At 75.6% G+C, this 19,474-nt stretch carries 21 protein-coding genes and 1 pseudogene; 17 read left to right on the forward strand and 5 right to left on the reverse strand.

The window, feature by feature from the left end; all coding sequences use genetic code 11:
• Window positions 1-159 precede the first annotated feature (159 nt).
• Window positions 160-771 (reverse strand): hypothetical protein, encoded by a 612-nt coding sequence (locus ACFV4G_RS17770; RefSeq protein WP_380441266.1) that lies wholly within the window; start codon window positions 769-771, stop codon window positions 160-162.
• Window positions 772-892: 121 nt separating this feature from the next.
• Here ACFV4G_RS17770 and ACFV4G_RS17775 point away from each other — a divergent pair, with 121 nt between their 5' ends.
• From ACFV4G_RS17775 to ACFV4G_RS17790, 4 genes are all read left to right on the forward strand, one after another.
• Window positions 893-1,693 (forward strand): hypothetical protein, encoded by an 801-nt coding sequence (locus ACFV4G_RS17775; RefSeq protein ID WP_380441268.1) that lies wholly within the window; start codon window positions 893-895, stop codon window positions 1,691-1,693.
• Between the two features lie 496 nt (window positions 1,694-2,189).
• Entirely contained in the window at window positions 2,190-2,486 is a 297-nt protein-coding gene (locus ACFV4G_RS17780; protein ID WP_380441270.1) for a hypothetical protein, read from the forward strand.
• A 39-nt stretch (window positions 2,487-2,525) separates the two neighbouring features.
• Window positions 2,526-3,278, forward strand: coding sequence for a helix-turn-helix domain-containing protein (locus ACFV4G_RS17785; RefSeq protein WP_380441272.1), 753 nt, complete (start codon window positions 2,526-2,528; stop codon window positions 3,276-3,278).
• A gap of 78 nt (window positions 3,279-3,356) precedes the next feature.
• Window positions 3,357-3,779, forward strand: a complete 423-nt coding sequence (locus tag ACFV4G_RS17790; RefSeq protein ID WP_380441274.1) for a hypothetical protein — start codon at window positions 3,357-3,359, stop codon at window positions 3,777-3,779.
• Window positions 3,780-3,904: 125 nt separating this feature from the next.
• Here the strand turns inward: ACFV4G_RS17790 and ACFV4G_RS17795 are convergent, their stop codons facing one another.
• The 3 genes from ACFV4G_RS17795 to ACFV4G_RS17805 form a co-directional block, all read right to left on the reverse strand.
• A complete protein-coding gene (locus ACFV4G_RS17795) occupies window positions 3,905-5,203 on the reverse strand; it encodes an MAB_1171c family putative transporter (protein WP_380441276.1) in 1,299 nt (432 codons plus the stop codon).
• On the reverse strand, window positions 5,200-5,793 hold the full coding sequence (locus ACFV4G_RS17800; protein WP_380441278.1) for a ParH-like protein: 594 nt from the start codon (window positions 5,791-5,793) through the stop codon (window positions 5,200-5,202). Before ACFV4G_RS17800 ends, ACFV4G_RS17795 begins: the two co-directional genes overlap by 4 nt.
• A gap of 282 nt (window positions 5,794-6,075) precedes the next feature.
• Entirely contained in the window at window positions 6,076-6,522 is a 447-nt protein-coding gene (locus ACFV4G_RS17805) for an XRE family transcriptional regulator (protein ID WP_329924585.1), read from the reverse strand.
• 185 nt (window positions 6,523-6,707) lie between these two features.
• On the opposite strand from ACFV4G_RS17805, the gene ACFV4G_RS17810 reads away from it, so the two are divergent.
• From ACFV4G_RS17810 to ACFV4G_RS17855, 10 genes and pseudogenes are all read left to right on the forward strand, one after another.
• On the forward strand, window positions 6,708-7,391 hold the full coding sequence (locus ACFV4G_RS17810) for a PH domain-containing protein (RefSeq protein WP_380441280.1): 684 nt from the start codon (window positions 6,708-6,710) through the stop codon (window positions 7,389-7,391).
• A gap of 140 nt (window positions 7,392-7,531) precedes the next feature.
• On the forward strand, window positions 7,532-8,044 hold the full coding sequence (locus ACFV4G_RS17815) for a hypothetical protein (protein ID WP_380441282.1): 513 nt from the start codon (window positions 7,532-7,534) through the stop codon (window positions 8,042-8,044).
• A 137-nt stretch (window positions 8,045-8,181) separates the two neighbouring features.
• Entirely contained in the window at window positions 8,182-8,532 is a 351-nt protein-coding gene (locus ACFV4G_RS17820) for a hypothetical protein (protein ID WP_380441284.1), read from the forward strand.
• On the forward strand, window positions 8,529-8,783 hold the full coding sequence (locus ACFV4G_RS17825; RefSeq protein ID WP_380441286.1) for a hypothetical protein: 255 nt from the start codon (window positions 8,529-8,531) through the stop codon (window positions 8,781-8,783). Before ACFV4G_RS17820 ends, ACFV4G_RS17825 begins: the two co-directional genes overlap by 4 nt.
• Window positions 8,784-8,918: 135 nt before the next feature.
• Window positions 8,919-9,899 carry an alpha/beta hydrolase gene (locus ACFV4G_RS17830; protein WP_380441288.1) on the forward strand — a complete coding sequence of 327 codons (981 nt, stop codon included), beginning with the start codon at window positions 8,919-8,921 and terminating at the stop codon, window positions 9,897-9,899.
• A 25-nt stretch (window positions 9,900-9,924) separates the two neighbouring features.
• The gene (locus tag ACFV4G_RS17835) at window positions 9,925-10,647 is read left to right on the forward strand and encodes a helix-turn-helix transcriptional regulator (protein ID WP_380441290.1); all 723 of its coding nucleotides are present in this window, start codon (window positions 9,925-9,927) and stop codon (window positions 10,645-10,647) included.
• A 42-nt stretch (window positions 10,648-10,689) separates the two neighbouring features.
• Window positions 10,690-11,076, forward strand: a complete 387-nt coding sequence (locus ACFV4G_RS17840) for a hypothetical protein (RefSeq protein ID WP_380441292.1) — start codon at window positions 10,690-10,692, stop codon at window positions 11,074-11,076.
• Between the two features lie 82 nt (window positions 11,077-11,158).
• Window positions 11,159-12,019, forward strand: a complete 861-nt coding sequence (locus tag ACFV4G_RS17845; RefSeq protein ID WP_380441294.1) for a DUF4253 domain-containing protein — start codon at window positions 11,159-11,161, stop codon at window positions 12,017-12,019.
• Between the two features lie 322 nt (window positions 12,020-12,341).
• A pseudogene (locus ACFV4G_RS17850) lies at window positions 12,342-12,734 on the forward strand (hypothetical protein); the annotation flags it as partial.
• Between the two features lie 126 nt (window positions 12,735-12,860).
• Entirely contained in the window at window positions 12,861-13,592 is a 732-nt protein-coding gene (locus ACFV4G_RS17855) for a hypothetical protein (protein ID WP_380441296.1), read from the forward strand.
• Window positions 13,593-13,647: 55 nt separating this feature from the next.
• Here ACFV4G_RS17855 and ACFV4G_RS17860 read toward each other — a convergent pair whose 3' ends face one another.
• Window positions 13,648-15,453 (reverse strand): beta-galactosidase family protein, encoded by a 1,806-nt coding sequence (locus ACFV4G_RS17860; RefSeq protein WP_380441298.1) that lies wholly within the window; start codon window positions 15,451-15,453, stop codon window positions 13,648-13,650.
• A gap of 54 nt (window positions 15,454-15,507) precedes the next feature.
• Between ACFV4G_RS17860 and ACFV4G_RS17865 the strand changes: the two genes are divergently transcribed.
• The 3 genes from ACFV4G_RS17865 (at window position 15,508) to ACFV4G_RS17875 (ending at window position 19,321) form a co-directional block, all read left to right on the forward strand.
• Window positions 15,508-17,190 carry a PTS transporter subunit EIIC gene (locus tag ACFV4G_RS17865; RefSeq protein ID WP_380441300.1) on the forward strand — a complete coding sequence of 561 codons (1,683 nt, stop codon included), beginning with the start codon at window positions 15,508-15,510 and terminating at the stop codon, window positions 17,188-17,190.
• A 41-nt stretch (window positions 17,191-17,231) separates the two neighbouring features.
• On the forward strand, window positions 17,232-18,224 hold the full coding sequence (locus ACFV4G_RS17870) for an aldo/keto reductase (RefSeq protein ID WP_380441302.1): 993 nt from the start codon (window positions 17,232-17,234) through the stop codon (window positions 18,222-18,224).
• A 320-nt stretch (window positions 18,225-18,544) separates the two neighbouring features.
• Window positions 18,545-19,321, forward strand: coding sequence for a PE-PPE domain-containing protein (locus ACFV4G_RS17875; protein WP_380441304.1), 777 nt, complete (start codon window positions 18,545-18,547; stop codon window positions 19,319-19,321).
• Window positions 19,322-19,474: the final 153 nt, after the last annotated feature.

Genomic DNA, 19,474 nt, shown 5'->3' on the forward strand with positions numbered 1-19,474 from the left:
GGGGGGGGGGTCCCCCCCGCGGGGGGGGGGGGGGGTGTTGTCCCCCGCGGCCCCCCGGGGCGGGGGGGGGGGGGGGGGGGCGGGGGGGGGACTTCGCGCGCTACCGGGGCGGTAAGCCCCGCCCGTTGCCCGTCGCCCGATCGGCCCCCCGGGGCCCGCTCACGCCGCCCCGAAGCGCCACACCGCGTGCTCCAGGGCGCCCGGGTCGTGCCCGAGCAGGGCGGCGGCCTCCTCGTAGGCGGCGCGCAGCGGCCCGTAGCGCAGGTCGGTGAGGCCGGCGCCGGCGGCGAAGGTGCGCAGGTGGACGTCCACGGCGACCCCGGGGCGGCCGACGAGGCCCCCGAGGTAGTCCGCGGTCTTGGGGCCGACGCCGCGCACGGTGCGCAGGGCGGCCCGGTGGGCGGGCTCGCCGAGCCAGGCGTGCAGGTCCGCGCGGGTGTCGACGCCGTGGGCGGCCAGCAGATGGGCGAGGGCATGGGCGACGGCGACGCGGGCGGGACTGGCGAAGTCCATCGCCGCGGCGAGGTCCTCGCGCTCCAGCCGGGCCAGGAACCCGGTCACGGTGGCGGCGTCCGGCCACCTCTCCTGCAGCCGTACGATCCTCGGCCGGACCACCGCCTCGTAGCGCCGCCGCGCCTGGAAGGCGGCGTCACAGATCACCGCCCCCATGTGGGACCAGCCGCCGGGTGCGGCGAACGGACCGTCACCGAGCACCTCCCGTATCCGGTCGGCGAGTTGACGGGCGGGCGCGGCGCACTCGGGTTCGTCCATGGCCGCGATCATCCCCGATCCCCAACGTCCCTGCCGCGGCGCGGCGTTCGTCCGTACCGGCACCGATCGGGAGCGGGCTCCCGCTCTTGAGCGGGTGCGGCGGCGGTGCTTCACTGTGCGGATGATCGGCGAGGCGGAGATGACGGACCTGTTCGGCGAGATGCTCAGCCGGCACCGGGTGGACACCCGGGCGCGGTGGCACAACGCCGTGTGGGCGCTGGTGGTGGCCGTGCCCACCGGCTGGCTCGGGCTGTGGGCGCTGCTGCTCACCGTGGACGACGGCCGCTCGCGCGGCGGCCGGGTGATCGGGCTGGTGATCGGCCTGTCCCTGGGCGCGCTGTACGTCGCCGTGACGCAGGCCTGGCGCGCGCTGCGGGGCGGGGCGGGGGAGTACTTCGAGGTCCGCGAGCGCGGCCTCGTCCACGGCTCGCGGCGTGGCGCGGTGGGCTGGGAGTGGGACCAGGTCGTGTCGATCACGATCCCCGGCACCCCGAGGATCCAGGGCCTCGCCCGCCGGCTGGGCAACGACTACCGCTGCCGCCTCGCCCTCGACGGCGGCGCGCGCCTGCACATCGACGGGCACGCCGCCGGGGCCTCCGGCCTGGGCCGGGCCGTGCTGCAGCACAGCCCGGACGCGCGGCGGCTGGCCGGGGACGAGTGGCAGGAGAAGGCGGGCGGCTGGTTCCTGGGTGGGGCGCTGGCGTTCCTGGCGGTGGGCGTCGCGATGGTCACCTACCTCGCGAGCCACGCGGACACCACCCGCAGGGTCACCGACGCGAACGGGATGGTCAGCGAGGAGACCGTGCAGGGTGTCAGTGACGGCGTGATCATGGCGGTCGGGCTGAGCCTGCCGGTGTGCGCGGTCGGCGCGATCACGTGCATCGTGCTGTACGTCCGGTACCGGAGGTACCGCCCGCGCTGACCCCCCACCCGGGCTTCCCCCGGCCGCCTGCCGGACCACGGACAACGGACCGCGGACAACGCACAGAGACCGCTCGCCCCTGTCGGGGCCGGGCGGTCTCTGCTGCTCGGGCGGGCCCATGCGCCAACACGGCCCGCTGCCGGTGTTCCCGAAATGTGTTGGAGTGAACAGCGCCCCCGGGCTCCGGACCCGCGGGTCCGGACGACGCCGCTGCAAATCGTCACATCCGGCCAGGGTGGCCTACAAGGGGATGTTGCACGAAAGCGCATCAATTATCGGTTTCAACACTTCGGCCTGCGCGTTCGTGACCGAGATCGTCCGGGACTGCGGGCAGGGGGCGGGACGCGGTCGCATCAATCTGCGCGACGTTCACCGAACCGATTGGGAATCACCCATACGCCTGACAGAGTGTTACCTCGCACGGGCCCTTCCGGTGACGCCAACCACGGGAAGACGTCCGGCTGTTGGAGTGACAGTGCTATAGGAGGTCTCGTCGATGACGAGGAAACGGAAGAAGCGCACCCCGGCCCGATGCGTCGCCGACGCCGCCACCCCGCCGCGCCCGCGGCAGACCGTGAGGCGGTCCGTACGGCAGTCCGTACGGCGCCCCTGGCGGCCCCGGCGGCCGTGGGGGCCCGGACCCGTCGAGACGGTCGTGATCGTGGTGGTCGTGACCGTGGTCGTCGCCGCGGCGGCCGTCCTGGTGGAGGCCGGCCTGTCGGCCCAGGCCGCGCTCGAACTGGCCACCGGCGGGCTGCTGCTGGGACTCAGGCTCCGGCGGGAGCGGGCCTAGAGAAACGCTCGCGAGAAACGTCTGCGAGAGACCCCCGCGATGGGACGCAGAGAGAAACCGGTCGCGGCGAGTGACCCGGCACTGGGCCGGCTGGCCGCGTGGCTGCGCGAGCAGCGCGAACGGGCCGGGCTGACGTACCGACAGCTCGCCGCCCGCACCAACTACCACCCCACCACCCTGCAACGGGCCGCCGGCGGGCGGACCGTGCCCAACTGGACGGTCGTCGAGGCCTTCACCCGCGAATGCGGCGGGGACCCCAAGGCCGCCCGCCGCAAATGGGCGCAGGCCAACTACTGGGCGCACGTGCCGCGCCCGTCGGGCCCCCAGCGCCGCAGGGCGCCCAGACCCCTGCACCCCGAACAGGTCGACTCCTTCGCCGACCTGCGCCGCGCGATGCACGAGATGCGGCGCAAGGCCGACTGGCCGCCCCTGGAGGAACTGGACCGCCGGGCCCGGGCCAGGGGCGCGCGCCTGCCCTCCAGCACCCTGGCCCTGGTCCTCAAGGGCGAGGCGCCGCTGCACAAGTCGGTGTTCCGAACCTACATGGAGGTCTGCGGGGTCCGCGAGACCCGCCGGGAACTGTGGGCGACGGCCTGGGACCGGGCGGCCATCGCCCGCACCCCGGTCTCCGTCAACCCCCGCACCTACCAGCGGGAGTTCACCCGCGCCATGCGCAACTCCAGCGGAGGCATCTCCACCGAGAACCTGCTCAAGCTGTGGGTCACGCTGCGCAACAGCCACGCCGCGGACCGGGCCGAGGACACCGGGGACAGCCCGCCGGTGCTCGTGTGACCGGGGCCCGCGGCCGGGACACCCACCAGGAACCCCCGGCCGCGGGCCCGACCCGCCCGCGCCACCACGGGAACACTCATGCCAATACGACGCACTCCCGCCGCCGTCACCGTCCCCGCGCCCGCCCTGGGCCTGTGGGCGCTGCACGACCTCCACCGCCGGCACTACCTCGCCTACGCCGCCCTGCTGCTCTCCCCGGCCGAGGCCCAACTCGCCGTCCAGGGCGCCTTCGAGGACCTCGCCGGGCGCTGGCTGGAGGCCCTCGCCACCGCGAGCCCGGCCGCCTGCGCCTGGCAGGCGGTCCGCGACCGCGTCTGCACCCTGGCCGGCCCCCGCACGCTCGGCCCCGTCGCCCACCTCACCGCACCCCAGCAGGACGTCCTGCTGCTCCACCTCGCCCTCGACCTGCCCGCCGACCGGATCGCCGCCCTCACGGGCACCGAACCGGCCGCCGTGCACGTCCGGTTGCGTTCGCTGGCGTCGGCGCGGAGGCCGGGGTGAGGGGCGGGTGCCCGACAACTCCGCCGCAGGCACGGCGCGTTGGTCCGGTCCGTGGTGGTCCGTTCCGGTGGCGACGGCGAAACAGGTGCCACACCCCCCGGCCGCCGCCGTGATCGGCGCGACGGCTACGGCAGCGGGGCGTTCGGCCGCGCCGTGCGGGCGTACGTGCGCACGGCCGCGACGGCCGGGGAGGTGGTGTAGACGCGGGCGAGGTCGACGAGGCGGTCGGCCTCCGACTCCAGGGCGGCGCACGGCGGTTCGGCGGGCGGGACGGCCAGCGGGGCGGCAGGGGTGGGCAGGGCGCCGGCGGCCGCCCGTTCCAGGGCGGCGGCCAGCGCGGCCGCCTCCGCGGTCGCCGCGACGAGGGCGGCGGGCGGCGGGAAGCGGCGGGCGGCGGCGGTGAGCCACTGCGGGGTGCGCGGGTCGAGGTGGTGGCGCAGGATCAGGCGCGCGTCGTGGATCTCGATGATCCGCCGGTACAGGGCGAACTGCGGGTCGCGCGGCGGCAGCAGCCGCTGGGGCAGCAGCCGGTGGGCGGGCGCGAGCGCGATCTGCGGCAGCACGGTGTGCAGTTCGGTCCACAGCGGGGTCAGCGCCCGGTAGCGCCGGTGGGCCCGCAGCCACCCGCGGACGGGCGTCAGCACGGCCGGCCACAGCGTGGTCGACAGGCCCGCGGCCAGCAGCGCCGCGCACAGCAGTCCGAGGACGGCGGAGGCGCTGTCCTCGCCCGCGCTCTGGGCGCCGCTGGTGGCCGCGTCCACGACGTCGTCGATGCCCCAGGCGTCCCAGACCAGGCCCACGGCCAGTCCGAGGGTGAGCAGGTGCAGCCCGGTGCGCCGGTGCCCGCGGGCGGTGGCGCGCGCCCGGCGGGCGACCTGGCGCAGCAGCGCGGTGAGGCAGTACGCGATGTACAGGGTGCGCAGCCCGTTGTACGCGGCCAGGTAGGGCCGTCCGGCGGGGGCGACGGTGAGGTCGCCGGTGGTCACGTCCGGGCCGGCGGCCGTGATGAGCACCGCGCACAGCGCCAGGACCGTTCCCAGGATGCCGAGTTGGCGCCGTACGGCGGTCCGGGCGGGCTCGCCGGAGGCCAGCGCGACGGTGAGCAGGGCGATCGCGCCGGTCGCGCACAGGTGCAGGGCGTCGCCGAGCAGGACGGGCAGCAGCGCGGGGGAGGCGAGCAGGCCCGCCAGGCTCAGCAGCCGCGCCGCGCCGGTGACGGTGGGCGGCGCGAGCAGCAGCAGGGCCGCGCCGAGGAAGGCGGTGCAGTAGCAGGTGTAGCGGGTGGAGGCGCCCAGCCCGGCCCACCCGCCACGGGCGCCGTCGCGCGGGCTGCGCGCGTTGCGGGCGGCGCGGGTGCTGCGCGCCAGGTGGTAGGCGTTGAGGGCGAAGAACGCGGCGACGGGGTAGAGCGCGAGCTCGCTCACGGCCGCCCGCCCCCGCCCCCGTCCCTGCCCCCGCCCCCGTCCCTGCCCCCGCCCTCGGAACCGCCCCCGGAACCGGCGTCGAAGCCAGTACGGAAGCCAGCGCGTAAGCCGGGGCCGGCGCCGGAGGGCGGCGGCGCCGACAGCAGCGTGTCCAGCCCCGGCGTCGAGCCCGGGCGGGCCGCCGCCGCGTCGGCCTTCGCCGCCCGGCTGAGGATCAGCGACGCCAGCAGCTCCGCCTCGCGCTCCTGCGGCTCGTCGTACCCGGTGCGCCCCAGCACCCGCTGGACCAGCGCGGGGGACAGGTGCGGCAGCAGCGCCTGCGAGGACACCGGCGTGATCGGCGCCGAACCGGCGTGGTCGAACAGCAGGTGCGCGATCTCGTGCACCAGGATGTGTCGGCGGTGCAGCGGGCTGGTGTCCGCCGCGTACAGGATGTAGTCCGCCTCCGCCGTGGACACCAGCAGCCCGCACGGCAGGTTCGGGCGCGCGGCGACCGGCACCAGCTCGATGGGCCGCCCGCGCCGGCCGGCGAGCCGGTCCAGGAGCACGGCGGGGTCGAACGGCGCCGGCAGGTCCAGCTCCTGCGCCATCCGCCGGCACCGCCGCAGTACCGACCGGTAACCCCACGCACCCCGCACGGTGTGTCCTCCTCGCCCTCCGGCCCCCGGCCGGTCGTTGCCCGCGACCCGCCGTCGGCGGCCGCGCCCCGCGCCCCCGGGTGCGGCCCCGGTCCGTCGCCGTGACTCGTCCCCGCATGAGTCGAGTCGCCCGGACGTCTCCCGGGGGTTCCGCGGACTTCGTCACGGACTCGTCCCGAAGACGCCCGCCGCCCGACGCCCGGGGCCCGCCGGGGCGAGACCTTCAGGGACGCGTCACGACGAGGCCGGGCGGCGGGCGGAGTCCCGGCGGGCGATGACGTCGATCAGCTCGCTGACCGTGTCCAGGCCCTCCGGCGAGAGGTTGACCGCCCGCAGCGCGAGGCTGCGCACGCCCGCGTCGCGCAGCGCGCCGAGCAGGGCGAGCTCCTTGGCGATCTCGGCGCCCTGGCGCTCGTCGAAGAAGTAGGCGGGCGGCACCTGGAAGAAGTGGGCGAGCGCCTCCAGGTGACGCTTGGTCGGGTTGTCCCGGCGCCCGGTGCGCAGCTGCCACAGGTAGGTGGTGGAGAAGGACTCCCCGGTCGCCTCGCGGCAGGCCCGGGCGACCTCCTCGTTGGTGTACTGCTCGCGGTCCGGCCGGCGGACCGTCTGGAACAGCGCCTCGATCCTGGCCGCGAGCCCCGACGTCTCGACCGGCCCGTCCTCGCGGGGCGATTCCGCCATGGCAACCCCTCTCCCGCCCGTGACCTCCGCGCCGCAGCCTGGGTGAACGGAGGAGACCCTGCGCGATCACCATAGCTCAAGGGGATGAGCCCGGGTGGATGCGGTGCGCCAACTCTTCCATGCCAGTTGACCGGTGGAGCGGCGGGTGCCATCCTGGCCGACTGACCGCCGGCCCCGGGAGGTTCGTGAACAACGCCGCGCACAACACCGCCGACAACCCCGCCGACGACCCCGCGGGCACCGGCCCGCGCACCAGCCGCGCCACCGGCCCGGGCACCAGCCGCCCGCACGCGGCCGCCACCGACGCCACCGACGGCCCGATCGGCCCGAACGGCACGGCGACCGTCCGCCTCGGCTTCCTGTGGCGCGGAGCGGGCTGGGCCCTCGGCACCCTCACCGGTCTGCTGCTGGCCATCGTCCTCGCCGAGAGCGGCACCGTCGACCGCCTCGGCGTACCCCCGTCCCTGCTGCTCGTCACCGTCGCCGCCCTCGCCGTCGCGCTGGCCGCCCCCCGCACCTTCCGGCTGCGCGCCGACGAGCAGGGACTCACCCTCACCCGCATCCTGCTGAGCCGCCGCTACCGCTGGCAGGACGTCACCGGCCTCGAAATGGACTTCGGCGAGGACTCCGAGAGCGCCGCCCCCCGCCTCGCGCTGCGCCTGCGCCTGGCCACCACCCGCCGCACCGGCTGCGGACCGGCCCTCGGTACCCTCCCCACCACCTGCGACCGCCGCCCGCGCGGCACCGAACCGCCCGAACTCGCCGACCTGTTCACCCTCCTCGACCGCCACGGGGTACGCCTCGACGCCCCCCACTACGCCGCCCTCGTCCTCTCCGCCCACGGCCGGCCCCCGCTGGGCCGCCACTGAACGCGGCACCACTGAACGCGGCACCGCTGAACGTGCCACCGGTGAACCTGCCGCCGCTGAACGCGGCGCCCGCCCGCGCCCGTTGACGCAGGCAGGAGCGCGCCGGCCCGCGGCGCGCGAGAGGCCAGGGGGCTGCCGTCATGCTCACCTTCCACGGCGCGTGGCGCATCACTGTCCTCACCCGCGACGCCGACTTCGAACAGCGCGCCGTCGTCCGCGGCCCCCACGGCACCCGCGTCATCCCCGGCCGCCCCGGCGCCACCCTGGAAGTCGACGAGGACACCTGGACGCTCGCCCTGGAACACCTGGCCTGGGGCCGCACCTGGGAACCCAACGTGCGCACCACCCCCGGCCCGCTCACCGACCACGCCGGACTGCGCGGCCGGCTGCTCACCAGCAGCGACCGCCACTTCCCCGGCAAGCCCCTGGACTACGCCAACTTCGTGCTGCGCCTGGAGCAGCCCACCACGACCCTGCGCACGCCCCGCCTGCACGGCACCCCCATGACGCCCGCCATCCCCGCCACCCCGCGGGCGATCCGCACCACGTCCTCCGCCCCCACGTACGGGCCCTCCGCCGGCCGCCCGGCCCAGACCCCCGCCAAACCGGCCGCTGCCGCCGACGGACACGGCCGCCCGCAGCCCTGGGGATAGCCACCCTCGCCCGGCTCCGCGGCACCGGCCGCACCCCCCTCCCGCCGGCAGGACGGCGCCGTCCCCGGAGCACCTCGGGCCGCAGCCGGTATGTGCGTCCGTCGAGTAGCCTCACACCCGAGGGAGAGGAGCCGGCCGTGAGCCAGCCCGCACCCAACGGGGGTGAGGTAATCCCGCGCCCGGAGAAGACCCCCGCCGCGCTCAAGGCCGCTCTGGCGGTGGTTGCCGCGGACCGGCTGCAGGAGATGGTCGAGGGGCAGAGCCGGGCGATGGCCGAGGCCATCGACTCCGGCAGCGTCCAGCCGCTTCGCAATTTCGTGGACCACTGGGCCGCCGTCGTCGAGATCGAGCGGTTCCCGGGGACCTCGCAGGCCTACCACCGGGCGAACTACCTCGCCAACCACGCAGGAACCGTCGCCGAGTGCCGTAGGCGCGCCATCGAGGTCGCCGAGATCTACCGGACCGCCTACGCGGCGGTGACCGGATGACCTGGAGCCGGGAGTATCTCCCCAGCGAGGAGCGGGTGATCGGCGGTGCGCCCGCGGACGTCGCTGCCGTGGAGCACCGGGCTGCCGAACTCGTCCGCGCAGCCGAGGCGCTCTACCTGGACGGTGCCGGCGACGAGGGCGGCGGTGAGCCCATGCGCCACCTGGACGTCGCCGGCGGTTTCATGACCTACTACGTGGTTCCCCGTCTGGAACTCGTGGCGATCTGCCAGGCGACCCCACCTGTCGCCTGATGGCCCTGGACTCCTTTGCGCAAGTCCGCCCGGGACGCCTGGATCCGCCTGCCTTGACGGCACGGCGGAAATGTGACGCAGGCCACCCGGAAAGGGTGACATGCTGTTGTCGCGGACGGTCGCGACCATCGACGCATGACGATCACCGCGATGACCACGACGACTGCCACCACCCCCGCTCTCACCGCTCTCACCGACGAGGACTGCCTCGCCGAGACCCACGCCTTCAACGCCCAGTTCGAGGCCGCCGCCGCTACCCGCCCCTCCCGCTCCACCACCCCCGACGCCGCCACCCTCGCCCGCCTGCGCGCCAACCGCCTCGGCGGCGACACCCCGCCCGTGCGACTGCCGCAGGCGCAGGAGCGGATCCTCCCCGGCGGGGTCGGCGTGCGGGCGTTCGTCCCCGAGCACGTCGACGGCGTCTACCTCCACATCCACGGCGGCGCCTGGGCGTTCGGCTCCGCCGACGGCCAGGACGAACGGCTGTGGAACCTCGCCCGGCACACCCGCCTCGCCGTCCTCAGCGTCGACTACCGCCTCGCCCCCGAACACCCCTTCCCCGCCGGACCCGACGACTGCGAAACCGCCGCCCGCTGGCTCGTCGACCACGCCGAGACCGAGTTCGGCACCCGGCGCCTGATGATCGGCGGCGAATCCGCCGGCGCCCACCTCAGTGTGCTGACCCTGCTGCGCCTGCGCGACCGCCACGGCGTCACCGGCGCGTTCCGCGCCGCCAACCTCGTCTACGGCCCCTACGACCTGTCGATGACCTCCAGCCAGCGCCTCTTCGGCTCCCGGCAACTGCTCAGCAACACCGAATCCCTCCGAGGAAGTTACGAGCTCTGCACCCCCGGCCTGGACGCCGAACGGCGCCGCGACCCGGGCATCTCCCCGCTCTTCGCCGACCTCACCGGCCTGCCGCCCGCCCGCATCGTCGTCGGCACCGAGGACCCCCTCCTCGACGACTCGCTCTTCCTCGCCACCCGCTGGCAGGCCGCCGGCGCACCCGCCCACCTCGGCATCGTTGCCGGCGCGATGCACGGCTTCACCCTGTTCCCGCTCACCATCACCGAACGCGAACAGCAGCGCGAGCGCGACTTCCTGGCCGGTGCGTGACGGCCCCGACGGTAGCGTCGGCGCCGTGAACCGCACCCCGCGCCTCTACGCACTCGTCGAAGAACTGCGCGCCGCGGCGCCGCGACCCCTGACGGTCGCGGCGCTCGCCGCCCGGTTCGAGATCAGCACCCGCACCGTGCAACGCGACCTCCAGGCCCTCATGGACGCCGGCGTCCCCGTGCGCGCCACCACCGGACGCGGCGGCGGCTGGTCGATCGACCGGGCCATGACCCTGCCCCCGATCCGCTTCACCACCGACGAGGCCTCCGCCCTGGTCGCCGCCCTCGCCGCCGCCGACCCCGGCGCCCCCTACGCCGGCGCCGCCCGCACCGCCTCCCAGAAGCTCGCCGCCACCATCACCGGCCCCGCCGCGACCGCCGCCCGCGACCTCGCCGCCCGCATCGTCGCCCTGCCCGCCGCCCGCACCGGACAACCGGTCCGCACCGCCGTCGAACGGGCCCTCACAGACGCCACCGTGCTGCGGCTGTCCTACGCCGACGCGGCCGGCAGGACCACCGAACGCGAGGTGGAACCCGCCGGACTGCTCACCGCCGGCGGCAACTGGTACCTCATCGCCTGGTGCCGCACCCGCCACGCCGGCCGCGGCTTCCGCCTCGACCGCATCACCGCCGCCACCCCCACCACCGAACCGGCCCCGCCCCACGCCCTGGCCGACCTCCTGGCCGGCTCCGCCGCCGCCGGCGCACTCCCCCCGGCGGCCCTGGACCCGCTGCGGTCGGGGCAGTGAGGGCCGCCTCCGCCCGGCGGCGGAGCGTGCGACCATCCTCTGATGAGGAACCCCGATGCTGCGTTTCGCAGGCGACTGCTCGTCGAGTCGCTGACCGTGGTGGCGGCCGGCCCCTCGGCCCAACGTGCCTGGATCGACGGGCACGGTGTCGTGACGGACGAGATCGCCCTGGACTTCGACCACGCCTTCCGCATGGTCGGGGGCCTGAGCGAGGACGACGGCGTCAGCCCGACGGTACTGCCCGACCTGCGGGCGATCGACGCGGTCTTCGCCGGGATGAGCGGTGCGGGGAACACGCACCGGTGGAGCATGGACGCCCTGGAGACCGATCCCGGCTGGGGCGAAGCCCGGGACCTGGCCCGCCGGGTCCTCGCCGACATGCCGGGGGAGTGGCGCCTGCCGATGCCGGAGAACTGCGTCATCCGCTGACGGACGGCCCCGGGGCCGCCGGGCACGGGCGCGGGTCGGCCGGCTCGCCCCGTTGTCGGTGCCCGCGCCTAGGGTGAGCCGCATGAACCACGTCGACCTGCGCCGTCTCCTCGCCGACTGCCCCGATCTGCCGCCGGGCCGCGTCGTCGGCGCCGACGAGGTGCCCGCGATGTGGGTCGGCGACGCCGCGCCGGCGCCCGGGCTGTGGGAGACGCTGCACCGCGCCCACCCGCGCACCGGACTGTGGCCGCTGCTGCTCGCCCCGCTCGACCGCTCGGCGGACTTCCGCCCCTGGCTGTCGGGCGAACTGAGCCCGCCCGCCGTGACCGACCCCGCCCGGCACGACCCGCACGAGCTCCTGCGCACCTGGTGGGACGGCCTGGGCCCGGAAGAGGAAGAGGAAGAGGACGAGGGAGAGGACGAGGAAGAGGGAGAGGACGAGGACGATGGAGAGGACGAGGACGATGGAGAGGACGAGGAAGAGGAACTCGGCGCGGTCCTGGCTCCGTTCGGCCGTACCTGGCCCGGTGCGGCGCCCTCGACCCCGGTCCCGGCCGCCGACGCCGACGAGTGCGCCCGCATCCGCGCCTCGGTCCTGGAGAGCGCGCCGAACCTGCGGATCGGCCTGGTCGCGGCCCCCGGCGGTGCGGCGGCCCTGGCCGCCTGCGGCTGGACGGGCCCGGCCAACCACGCCGGCACCGGCCGGATCGCGGCCGTCCTCGCCGACTGGGAACACCGCTTCGGCATACGCGTCGTCCGCGCGGGCTTCGACACCCTGGAACTGAGCGTCCCCAACCCGCCCACGACACGGGAAGCGGCCCTGCGGGTGGCCGCCGAACACGTGGCACTCTGCCCCGACCAGGTCTTCCAGGGCACCGGCAGCCTCACCGCCTACGCCGACCTGCTCGTGGGCTCGCACGAGTGGATGTTCTGGTGGGACTGAGCATCGCGTAGGAAGTCGGCATGCCCGACTTCCTACGCCGGGGGCGGCGCCTGACGACCAATGGCGGGGCGCCACCGGAACCAGTAGTCGGGCCCGTCGACCGGGGAGCGGGCACCGGCAACGAACCGCGGCTCACCCACGAGCCGCCGTGCGCCCGCCGGCACCTGACGGTGCGACGCCAGCAGCAGGGTCAGTTCGTCGTAGCGGACGTCGACCCCGCCATGGCCAGGATGACTCTGCACCCCGGCCGTCCCGGCCAGGTGACGCTCGCTCCACCCGGCATCGGAGCTTGGTCCCGCCGGGGGCGCGTACGCTCGGCTGCGTGCCCCGTCATCCGAGGAATCCCCGCCGCCTGGTCGCCGACGGGCGTGCGTACCTGTGGACCCTGCGCCACAGCCACCGCGCGCCCGGCGACGGCGGGCGGGCGGACTGCTGTGCGACCGTCACCCTGCACCCCCAGCCGGCCGGCACCGGCGGCCCGCTGCGGATCGTCTTCACGGAGGGCCCGGGCCGGTACGTGGGCGGGGCCCCGCTGGGGTCCGGGGACGTGGGGTTCGTGCGGGGCGGCTCGCTGAACCTGCACGAACCGGGCGCCGTCCGGGCCCTGCTCGACGAGGCCGCGGCCCGGGGGTGGCACCCCGGTGAGCGGGCGGCGGAGCTCGACGGCTGGTCCCTGCTGGAGGCGGCAGCCGCCGCGCAAGCCGGGCCCGCCGGGGCCACCGCGCCCGCCGCGCAAGCCGCGCCCGCTGCACAAGCCGGGCCCGCCGCGACCACCGGACCCGCCGGGACCACCGGACCCGCAGGACGGTAGGAGTCGGTGGCATGGCCTAAGGTCCCGTTCATGATCACGCGTCCCACTGGGCAGGCGGAGGGGCCGTACGACGCCGCCTTCCTGCCGCGCCGGCAGATGACCCTCAGAGCCGCCGAGCAGCCGATCCGCGAGCCGGTGGCCAAGCTCGGCGGGCAACCCGTGTGGCTGGCCGAGCCTGCCTGGCCGGTGGACCCGTCCAGTGGGCGGCCCCTGGTGTTCATCGGGCAGTTCCCGATCCCCGGGGACGAACTACGCCTGGCCTACCTCTTCCTCGACGAGGAAGGCGTCATCATGGGAGGGATCGACCCGGAGGCCGGCGACGCCGTCCTGCTGGTGCAGCCCGGCGGCCGCATCCCGTCCTTCGCCGTCATCGGGCCGCCGGGCACGCAGGGCCGGACGCTCTGGCGCTGGGGTCCGGACGAATCCGAGATCCCGGTCGAGTGGCACGTCGACCTGCAGCCGGTCGCCCCCGAGGTCGAGCGCTCGATCGACGACCAGGCGGCGTTCGAGCGGAGCCTGCGGGGCGAGGGGCCCGATGTCGAGATGCCCGGCGGCGAGGACCTGCACGACTACGTCGGCGGCACCGCCTGCTACCCCAACCTCTACGCGCGCGTCGACTCCCCCTGGCAGTTCCTCTTCAAGATCAGCGATGCCGGCGAGGGCGAGGACGATCCGTACTTCCTCAACTTCGGCTACGGCTACGGCTTCGGCTTCGTCAGCCCCGACCACCGCGAAGGCCGCTTCTTCTGGGAGTGCTCCTGAGCGCCCGTCCAGCCGCGCGGGAAGCCGGCCCCGCCGACCTCCCGCGCGGCTGCGGTCAGTACTCGCTGCTCGGGGCCTGGGCGGTGGGGCCGAGGTCGGGGTGGTCGCGGACTTCGAGGGCTTCGCCGTGGCGGTCGAGTTCGAGGACGAGGAGTTCGTTGCGGCCCGGACGCCACAGCGGGGCCGGGGCGTAGAGGGTGCGCTGGGGGCCCTCGGCGGTGTGGCGGCCCAGCAGGAAGCCGTTGAGCCACAGCAGGCCGCGGCCCCAGCCGGGCAGGGCGACGAAGGCGTCGGCGGGGGCGTCGACGTCGGTCTCGAAGCGGTGGAACGCGGGGTCGCCGTCGGTGAGCGCCACCGCCCCCGGCTCCTCCAGCCGGAGGGCGGCGAGGTCGTCCAGCGGCAGCGGCCGGATCTCCCACTCGAAGAGCAACTGGCCGTCGTGCGCGACGCCCCGCGTGATGCCCTTGCGGTCGTCCATGTTGGGGCCGTAGTTCACCCGCCCCAGGGCCTCGACCAGGATGTCGAGGACGGCGCCGCCGGGCCCGGTGGCCAGGGGCAGCGTCGCCCGGGGGCTGTTGCGGTCCAGGACGCCGAGCGGGCGCCCGTCGGCGAAGACGTGGGCGCGGTCGGCGAGTCCGTCGATGCGCAGCGGCAGTTCGGGGCGCGGTCCGGGCACGCGGGTGCGGTAGTGGACGAGGCCGCGGGCCTGGCCGAGGCGTTCCATCGGTTCGGGGCAGGCCCGCCGTACCGGCGCCGACAGCGAGTCCAGGGCCGCGAGGAGCCGGGCCCGGCCCGTGGCCCGTTCCAGGCGGCGCGGGGCCAGGCGCGGTGGCGGGGCGGGCAGTTCGCCCTCCGGCAGGGGCACGTAGCGGCCGATGACCTCCCGCAGCGCGTGGAACTTCTCGGTGAGCTCGCCCGCCTCGCCGATCGGCGCGTCGTAGTCGTAGCTGGTGGAGGTGGGCTCGAACCCGGCGTCGCAGGGGTGGGCGCCGCTGTGGTTGGCGCCCGCCCACAGGCCGAAGTTGGTGCCGCCGTGGGCCATGTAGAGGTTGACGGAGGCACCGGTGGCGAGGAGTTCGTCGAGGGAGGCGGCGCTCTCCTTGGGGTCGCGCACGTGGTGCGGCTCGCCGAGGCGGTCGAACCAGCCGATCCAGAACTCCATCGCCGTCAGCGGCCCGGGCAGGGCGGACGCCTGGTGGCGGCGCAGCGCGGCGAGGCGTTCGGGCGCGCGGGAGCCGAAGGTGGCGGTGGCGAGGTGGCCGGGGATGGTGCCGCCCTGCTGCATGGTGTCGTGGGCGCCGTCGGCGGTGAACAGCAGGCAGTCCACGCCGCGGCGCACCAGGCCGTCGCGCAGGTGGCGCAGGTAGGCGCAGTCGCGCCCGTAGCTGCCGTACTCGTTCTCCACCTGCACCGCGACCACCGGCCCGCCCCGGCTCGCCAGCAGCGGCAGGATCTCGGGCACGACGGCGTCGAACCAGCCGTCCACCTCCGCGAGGTAGGCGGGCTCCGAGCAGCGCAGCCGCAGGCCGTCGACGGCGAGCAGGCGGGCGGGCAGGCCGCCGAAGTCCCATTCGGCGCAGATGTACGGGCCGGGGCGCAGGATCACGTCCAGGCCCAGGGCCTGCGCGGCGCGGACGAACCGGGCGACGTCCCGCCAGCCGGTGAAGTCCACCTCGCCGGTGGGGAGTTCGTGGAAGTTCCAGGGGACGTAGGTGTCGACGGTGTTGACGCCCAGCGCCCGCAGCCGGCGCAGCCGGTCCTCCCACTGGTCGGGGTGGACGCGGAAGTAGTGCAGGGCGCCGGAGACGATGCGGTGCGGCGCGCCGTCGCGCAGGAATCCGGAGGCGTCGAAGTCGAGCATGCGGGGGCCTTTCGCAGGGAACGGGCGGCCGGGTGCGTACGGACGATGATCGGTATGCCCAGGCCGCGCGCGGGCAATCAGATCTTCATGACGGACACGCACACCGGCACCGCCCGCGACCTCCTCGCCCTCGTCGGCGGGGCCGCCAACGTCACCTCCACCGCCCACTGCATCAGCCGCCTGCGCCTGGGCCTGGCCGACCCGGGCCTCGCGCGCACCCAGCGGATCAAGGACCACCCGGCGGTGCTCGGGGTCGTCGTGGACGGCACCTACCAGATCGTCCTGGGACCGGCGGCCGTCGACCGCGTCGCGCAGGCGTTCGAGCAACTTGTGGCCGCCGCCGCCCCGGCGGCGGGCACTGTCACCCCGGCGGCGGCAGACGTCACCCCGGCGGCGGCGGACGCCGACGCCCTCGCCGCCAGGGGAGCAGCCCTCAAGGACGACCGCACACGCCGCAACGCCACCCCCGGCAAACTGCTCCTGCGCCGCATCGCCGACATCTTCGTCCCCCTCATCCCCGCCCTCATCGCCTGCGGCGTCATCGCCGGCCTCGGCGCCACCCTCAACTCCCTCGCCCTGTCCACCCACACCGCCGCCCTGACCGGCATCGTCCCCGTCACCACCGCGCTCTCCCAGGGCTTCATGTCCTTGATCGCCGTCTTCGTCGGCTACAACACCGCCAAGGAGTTCGGCGGCACCCCCGTCCTCGGCGGCGCGGTCGCCGGCATCGTCGTCTACCCGGGCGTCGCCGCCATCACCCACACCCCCTTCGGCCACCTCAAGCCCGGCCAGGGCGGCGTCCTCGGGGCCCTCGCCGCCGCCGCCCTGTGCGCCGCGCTCGAACACTGGGCCCGCCGATGGGTGCCCGACGCCCTGCAGATGCTGCTCGTGCCCACCACCGCCCTCGCCCTGTCCGGCCTGACCGCCCTGCTCCTCCTGATGCCGCTCGCCGGCCTCCTCGCCGACGGCATCGGCAACGGCGCCACCTGGCTCCTCGCCCACGCCGGCGCCGGCGCCGGGGTCCTCCTCGGCGGCACCTTCGGCACCCTCGTCATGTTCGGCCTCCACCAGGCCCTCATCCCCATCCACACCACCCTCATCGAGCACCAGGGCTACAGCGCGCTCTACCCCATCCTCGCCATGGCCGGCGGCGGCCAGGCCGGCGCCGCCGTCGCCGTCTACCTGCGCGCCCGCCACAACCCCTCGCTGCGCCGGGTCATCAGGTCCGCGCTGCCCACGTGCGTCCTGGGGGTCGCCGAGCCCGTCATCTACGGCGTCACGCTGCCGCTGGTGCGACCCTTCGTCACCGCCGGGATCGGGGCCGCGGTCGGCGGCGCCGTCGTCGGCACGTTCGCCCAGCTCGGCCTGACCACCGGCTCCACCGCGATCGGCCCCTCCGGCCTCGTCCTGCTGCCCCTGCTCGACGGCAGCCACGGCATCGGCCCCGCCGTCCTCGTCTACACCGGCGGCTGGCTCACCGCCGCGCTCGCCGCCTGCGCCGCCACCTACGCCTTCGGCTTCACCCCGGCGATGCTCACCGCCCTCAACGCCCCGGCGGACGGGGCAGGCGGGACGGGCGGGCCAGGCGGGACGGGCAGGTCGGGCGGGTCGGGCGGGCCAGACAGGGCAGGCGGGGCAGGCGGGGCAGGCGGGACGGGCGGGTCGGACGGGTCGGGCGGGGCAGACAGGGCAGGCGGGGCAGGCGGGGCCCCGGCCGAAGGCGCCCCGGCCGGATAGGGTCCGTGACGACGACCGGACGATCTTCGAGGAGTACCGCCATGAGTGCCGCCGTGCCCACCCCGCCCGCCGGTACGCCGATCACCAGGTTCGGCCTGGGCACCGCCGCCGTCGGCCGCCCGGGGTACATCAACCTCGGGCGCGACGCCGACCTGCCCGCCGGGCGCAGCGTCGAGGCGCTGCGCCGGCGCACCCACGAGCTGCTGGACGCCGCGTACGCCGCCGGGGTGCGGTACGTCGACACGGCCCGCTCCTACGGGCGCGCCGAGGAGTTCGTCGCGCAGTGGCTGGCCGAGCACCCCCGGGAGGCGGCCGACACGGTGGTGGGCAGCAAGTGGGGCTACACCTACACGGCGGGCTGGCGCACCTCCGGGGTGGCCGCGCACGAGGTCAAGGAGCACTCGACGGCGGTGTTCGACCGTCAGGTCAAGGAGACCAGGGCCCTGCTCGGGCGCCACCCGGACGTCTACCTCGTCCACTCCGTCACTCCCGACAGCCCCGCCCTCACCGACCCCACCCTGCACGGGCGCCTGGCCGGACTCGCCGCCGATGGCGTGCGGGTGGGCCTGTCCACCAGCGGCCCGGACCAGGCCGCCGCGATCCGCGCGGCCCTCGCCGTGACGGTCGACGGGCAGCCGCTGTTCGCTGCCGTCCAGTCCACCTGGAACCTGCTGGAGACCTCCGCCGCCCCCGCCCTGGCCGAGGCCCACGACGCCGGCTGGCTCGTGGTCGTCAAGGAGGCGATGGCCAACGGTCGCCTCGCCGACCGCAACGCCACCGGCCCCGACACCGCCGCGCTGCGCGCCCTCGCCACCTGCACCGGCGCCACCTGCGACGCCCTGGCCCTGGCCGCGGCGGCCGCCCAGCCCTGGGTCGGCCTCGTCCTGTCCGGCGCCGCCACCCCCGCCCAGCTCGCCTCCAACCTCACCGCCGTCGCCCACCCCCTCACCCCGGACGACCTCGCGGCCCTCGCGCCGCTGGCGGGGCCGGCGGGGGAGTACTGGCGGGCGCGCGCGGGGCTGGCGTGGTCGTGAGGCACTGAGGGGTCGGGGGTGTGGGCGGGCTGCGGACCTCGCGGCCCTCGCGCCGCTGGCGGGGCCGGCGGGGGAGTACTGGCGGGCGCGCGCGGGGCTGGCGTGGTCGTGAGGTCCCGAGCGGTCGGGGCCGGCCGGCTCTCCCGATGTCCGCACCCGCTATGACGGCGTCAAAAAACAGCTCCTGACCAGGCATTCCGGGCACCGGCCAGATATGGCCGGTGCCCGTCCTGGTTCCCCGCGGCGCCCGGACAACACGATGGCCACAGGTCGCCGCACCCGACGCGGCGCCCCACCCGACCAGAGGGAGCCGACCCCACATGACCATGCGTGCCAGCCTCGCCCGCCGCCTCAAGGCCGTCCTCGCGACGACGGCGCTCGCACTCACCGGCGCCGCCGTCGTGCCCACCGCCGCGCACGCCGACACCGCGCAGCCGCACCACTACTACATCGAGCTCGGCGGCACCGGGACGGCCCTGGCGGCACCCCGCTGCACGTACACCTTCGACCTCGCCAACCAGCACCTGCCGGCCGGCAGCACCGCGATCCCGGTCTGCTACCCGGCCAGCGGCGGCCCGTTCATCGGCGGCCAGAACCAGCAGCCGGCCCCGTTCGAGCCGAGCTTCGGCGACAGCGTCAACGCGGGCTACTGGAACGCCAAGGCGGCCCTGGAGAAGGCCTACAAGGCCGACCCCACCGCCCGCTTCACCATCGCCGGCTACTCGCAGGGCGCCTGGGTCGGCGACCTGCTGCTCCAGACCATCGCCAACAACGGCACCGCCGTGCCCCGCGAGCAGGTCGACGGCATGCTCTACGCCGACCCGATGCAGCCGGGCACCGGCTTCTGGCACCTCGTCCCGCAGGGCACCCTGATCCCGTTCGTGGCGTACTCCCCGGGCACCGGCCCGGAGAACTTCCCCGGCGGCATGCCGGTCCAGCGCTTCTGCATCAAGACCGACGGTGTCTGCGACGCGACGTCCCTGGACTCCTTCAGCGGCTTCCTCGCGCAGCACCCGCGCTACCCCGGGAGCATCATCGTCGACACCCTCGCCAACACCGGCGGCAACGGCACCAAGTGGTACCCGGCCGGCGCCTGACCGGATAACGGGGGCGGAGAGCCACGGGGGAACAACGGGGGAGACGGGGGAGCAACGGGGGAAAACCGGCGCCGCGGGGCGGGGGGGGGGGCGGGGGCGCGCCCCCGCCCCCCCCCCCCCCCCCCCCCGGCGGGGGGGGGGGGGAACGCCCCC

The sequence above is a fragment of the Kitasatospora sp. NPDC059747 genome (genome assembly GCF_042732955.1).
Taxonomy (GTDB): Bacteria; Actinomycetota; Actinomycetes; order Streptomycetales; family Streptomycetaceae; genus Kitasatospora.

Coding starts and splice junctions, on each gene's coding strand:
- ACFV4G_RS17865 (WP_380441300.1), top strand. CDS start 15,508: ATGCCCAGGCCGCGCGCGGGCAATCAGATCTTCATGACGGACACGCAC.
- ACFV4G_RS17845 (WP_380441294.1), top strand. CDS start 11,159: ATGAACCACGTCGACCTGCGCCGTCTCCTCGCCGACTGCCCCGATCTG.
- ACFV4G_RS17775 (WP_380441268.1), top strand. CDS start 893: ATGATCGGCGAGGCGGAGATGACGGACCTGTTCGGCGAGATGCTCAGC.
- ACFV4G_RS17840 (WP_380441292.1), top strand. CDS start 10,690: ATGAGGAACCCCGATGCTGCGTTTCGCAGGCGACTGCTCGTCGAGTCG.
- ACFV4G_RS17785 (WP_380441272.1), top strand. CDS start 2,526: ATGGGACGCAGAGAGAAACCGGTCGCGGCGAGTGACCCGGCACTGGGC.
- ACFV4G_RS17800 (WP_380441278.1), bottom strand. CDS start 5,793: ATGGCGCAGGAGCTGGACCTGCCGGCGCCGTTCGACCCCGCCGTGCTC.
- ACFV4G_RS17770 (WP_380441266.1), bottom strand. CDS start 771: ATGGACGAACCCGAGTGCGCCGCGCCCGCCCGTCAACTCGCCGACCGG.
- ACFV4G_RS17815 (WP_380441282.1), top strand. CDS start 7,532: ATGCTCACCTTCCACGGCGCGTGGCGCATCACTGTCCTCACCCGCGAC.
- ACFV4G_RS17855 (WP_380441296.1), top strand. CDS start 12,861: ATGATCACGCGTCCCACTGGGCAGGCGGAGGGGCCGTACGACGCCGCC.
- ACFV4G_RS17875 (WP_380441304.1), top strand. CDS start 18,545: ATGACCATGCGTGCCAGCCTCGCCCGCCGCCTCAAGGCCGTCCTCGCG.
- ACFV4G_RS17825 (WP_380441286.1), top strand. CDS start 8,529: ATGACCTGGAGCCGGGAGTATCTCCCCAGCGAGGAGCGGGTGATCGGC.
- ACFV4G_RS17870 (WP_380441302.1), top strand. CDS start 17,232: ATGAGTGCCGCCGTGCCCACCCCGCCCGCCGGTACGCCGATCACCAGG.
- ACFV4G_RS17830 (WP_380441288.1), top strand. CDS start 8,919: ATGACGATCACCGCGATGACCACGACGACTGCCACCACCCCCGCTCTC.
- ACFV4G_RS17790 (WP_380441274.1), top strand. CDS start 3,357: ATGCCAATACGACGCACTCCCGCCGCCGTCACCGTCCCCGCGCCCGCC.
- ACFV4G_RS17860 (WP_380441298.1), bottom strand. CDS start 15,453: ATGCTCGACTTCGACGCCTCCGGATTCCTGCGCGACGGCGCGCCGCAC.
- ACFV4G_RS17780 (WP_380441270.1), top strand. CDS start 2,190: ATGACGAGGAAACGGAAGAAGCGCACCCCGGCCCGATGCGTCGCCGAC.
- ACFV4G_RS17805 (WP_329924585.1), bottom strand. CDS start 6,522: ATGGCGGAATCGCCCCGCGAGGACGGGCCGGTCGAGACGTCGGGGCTC.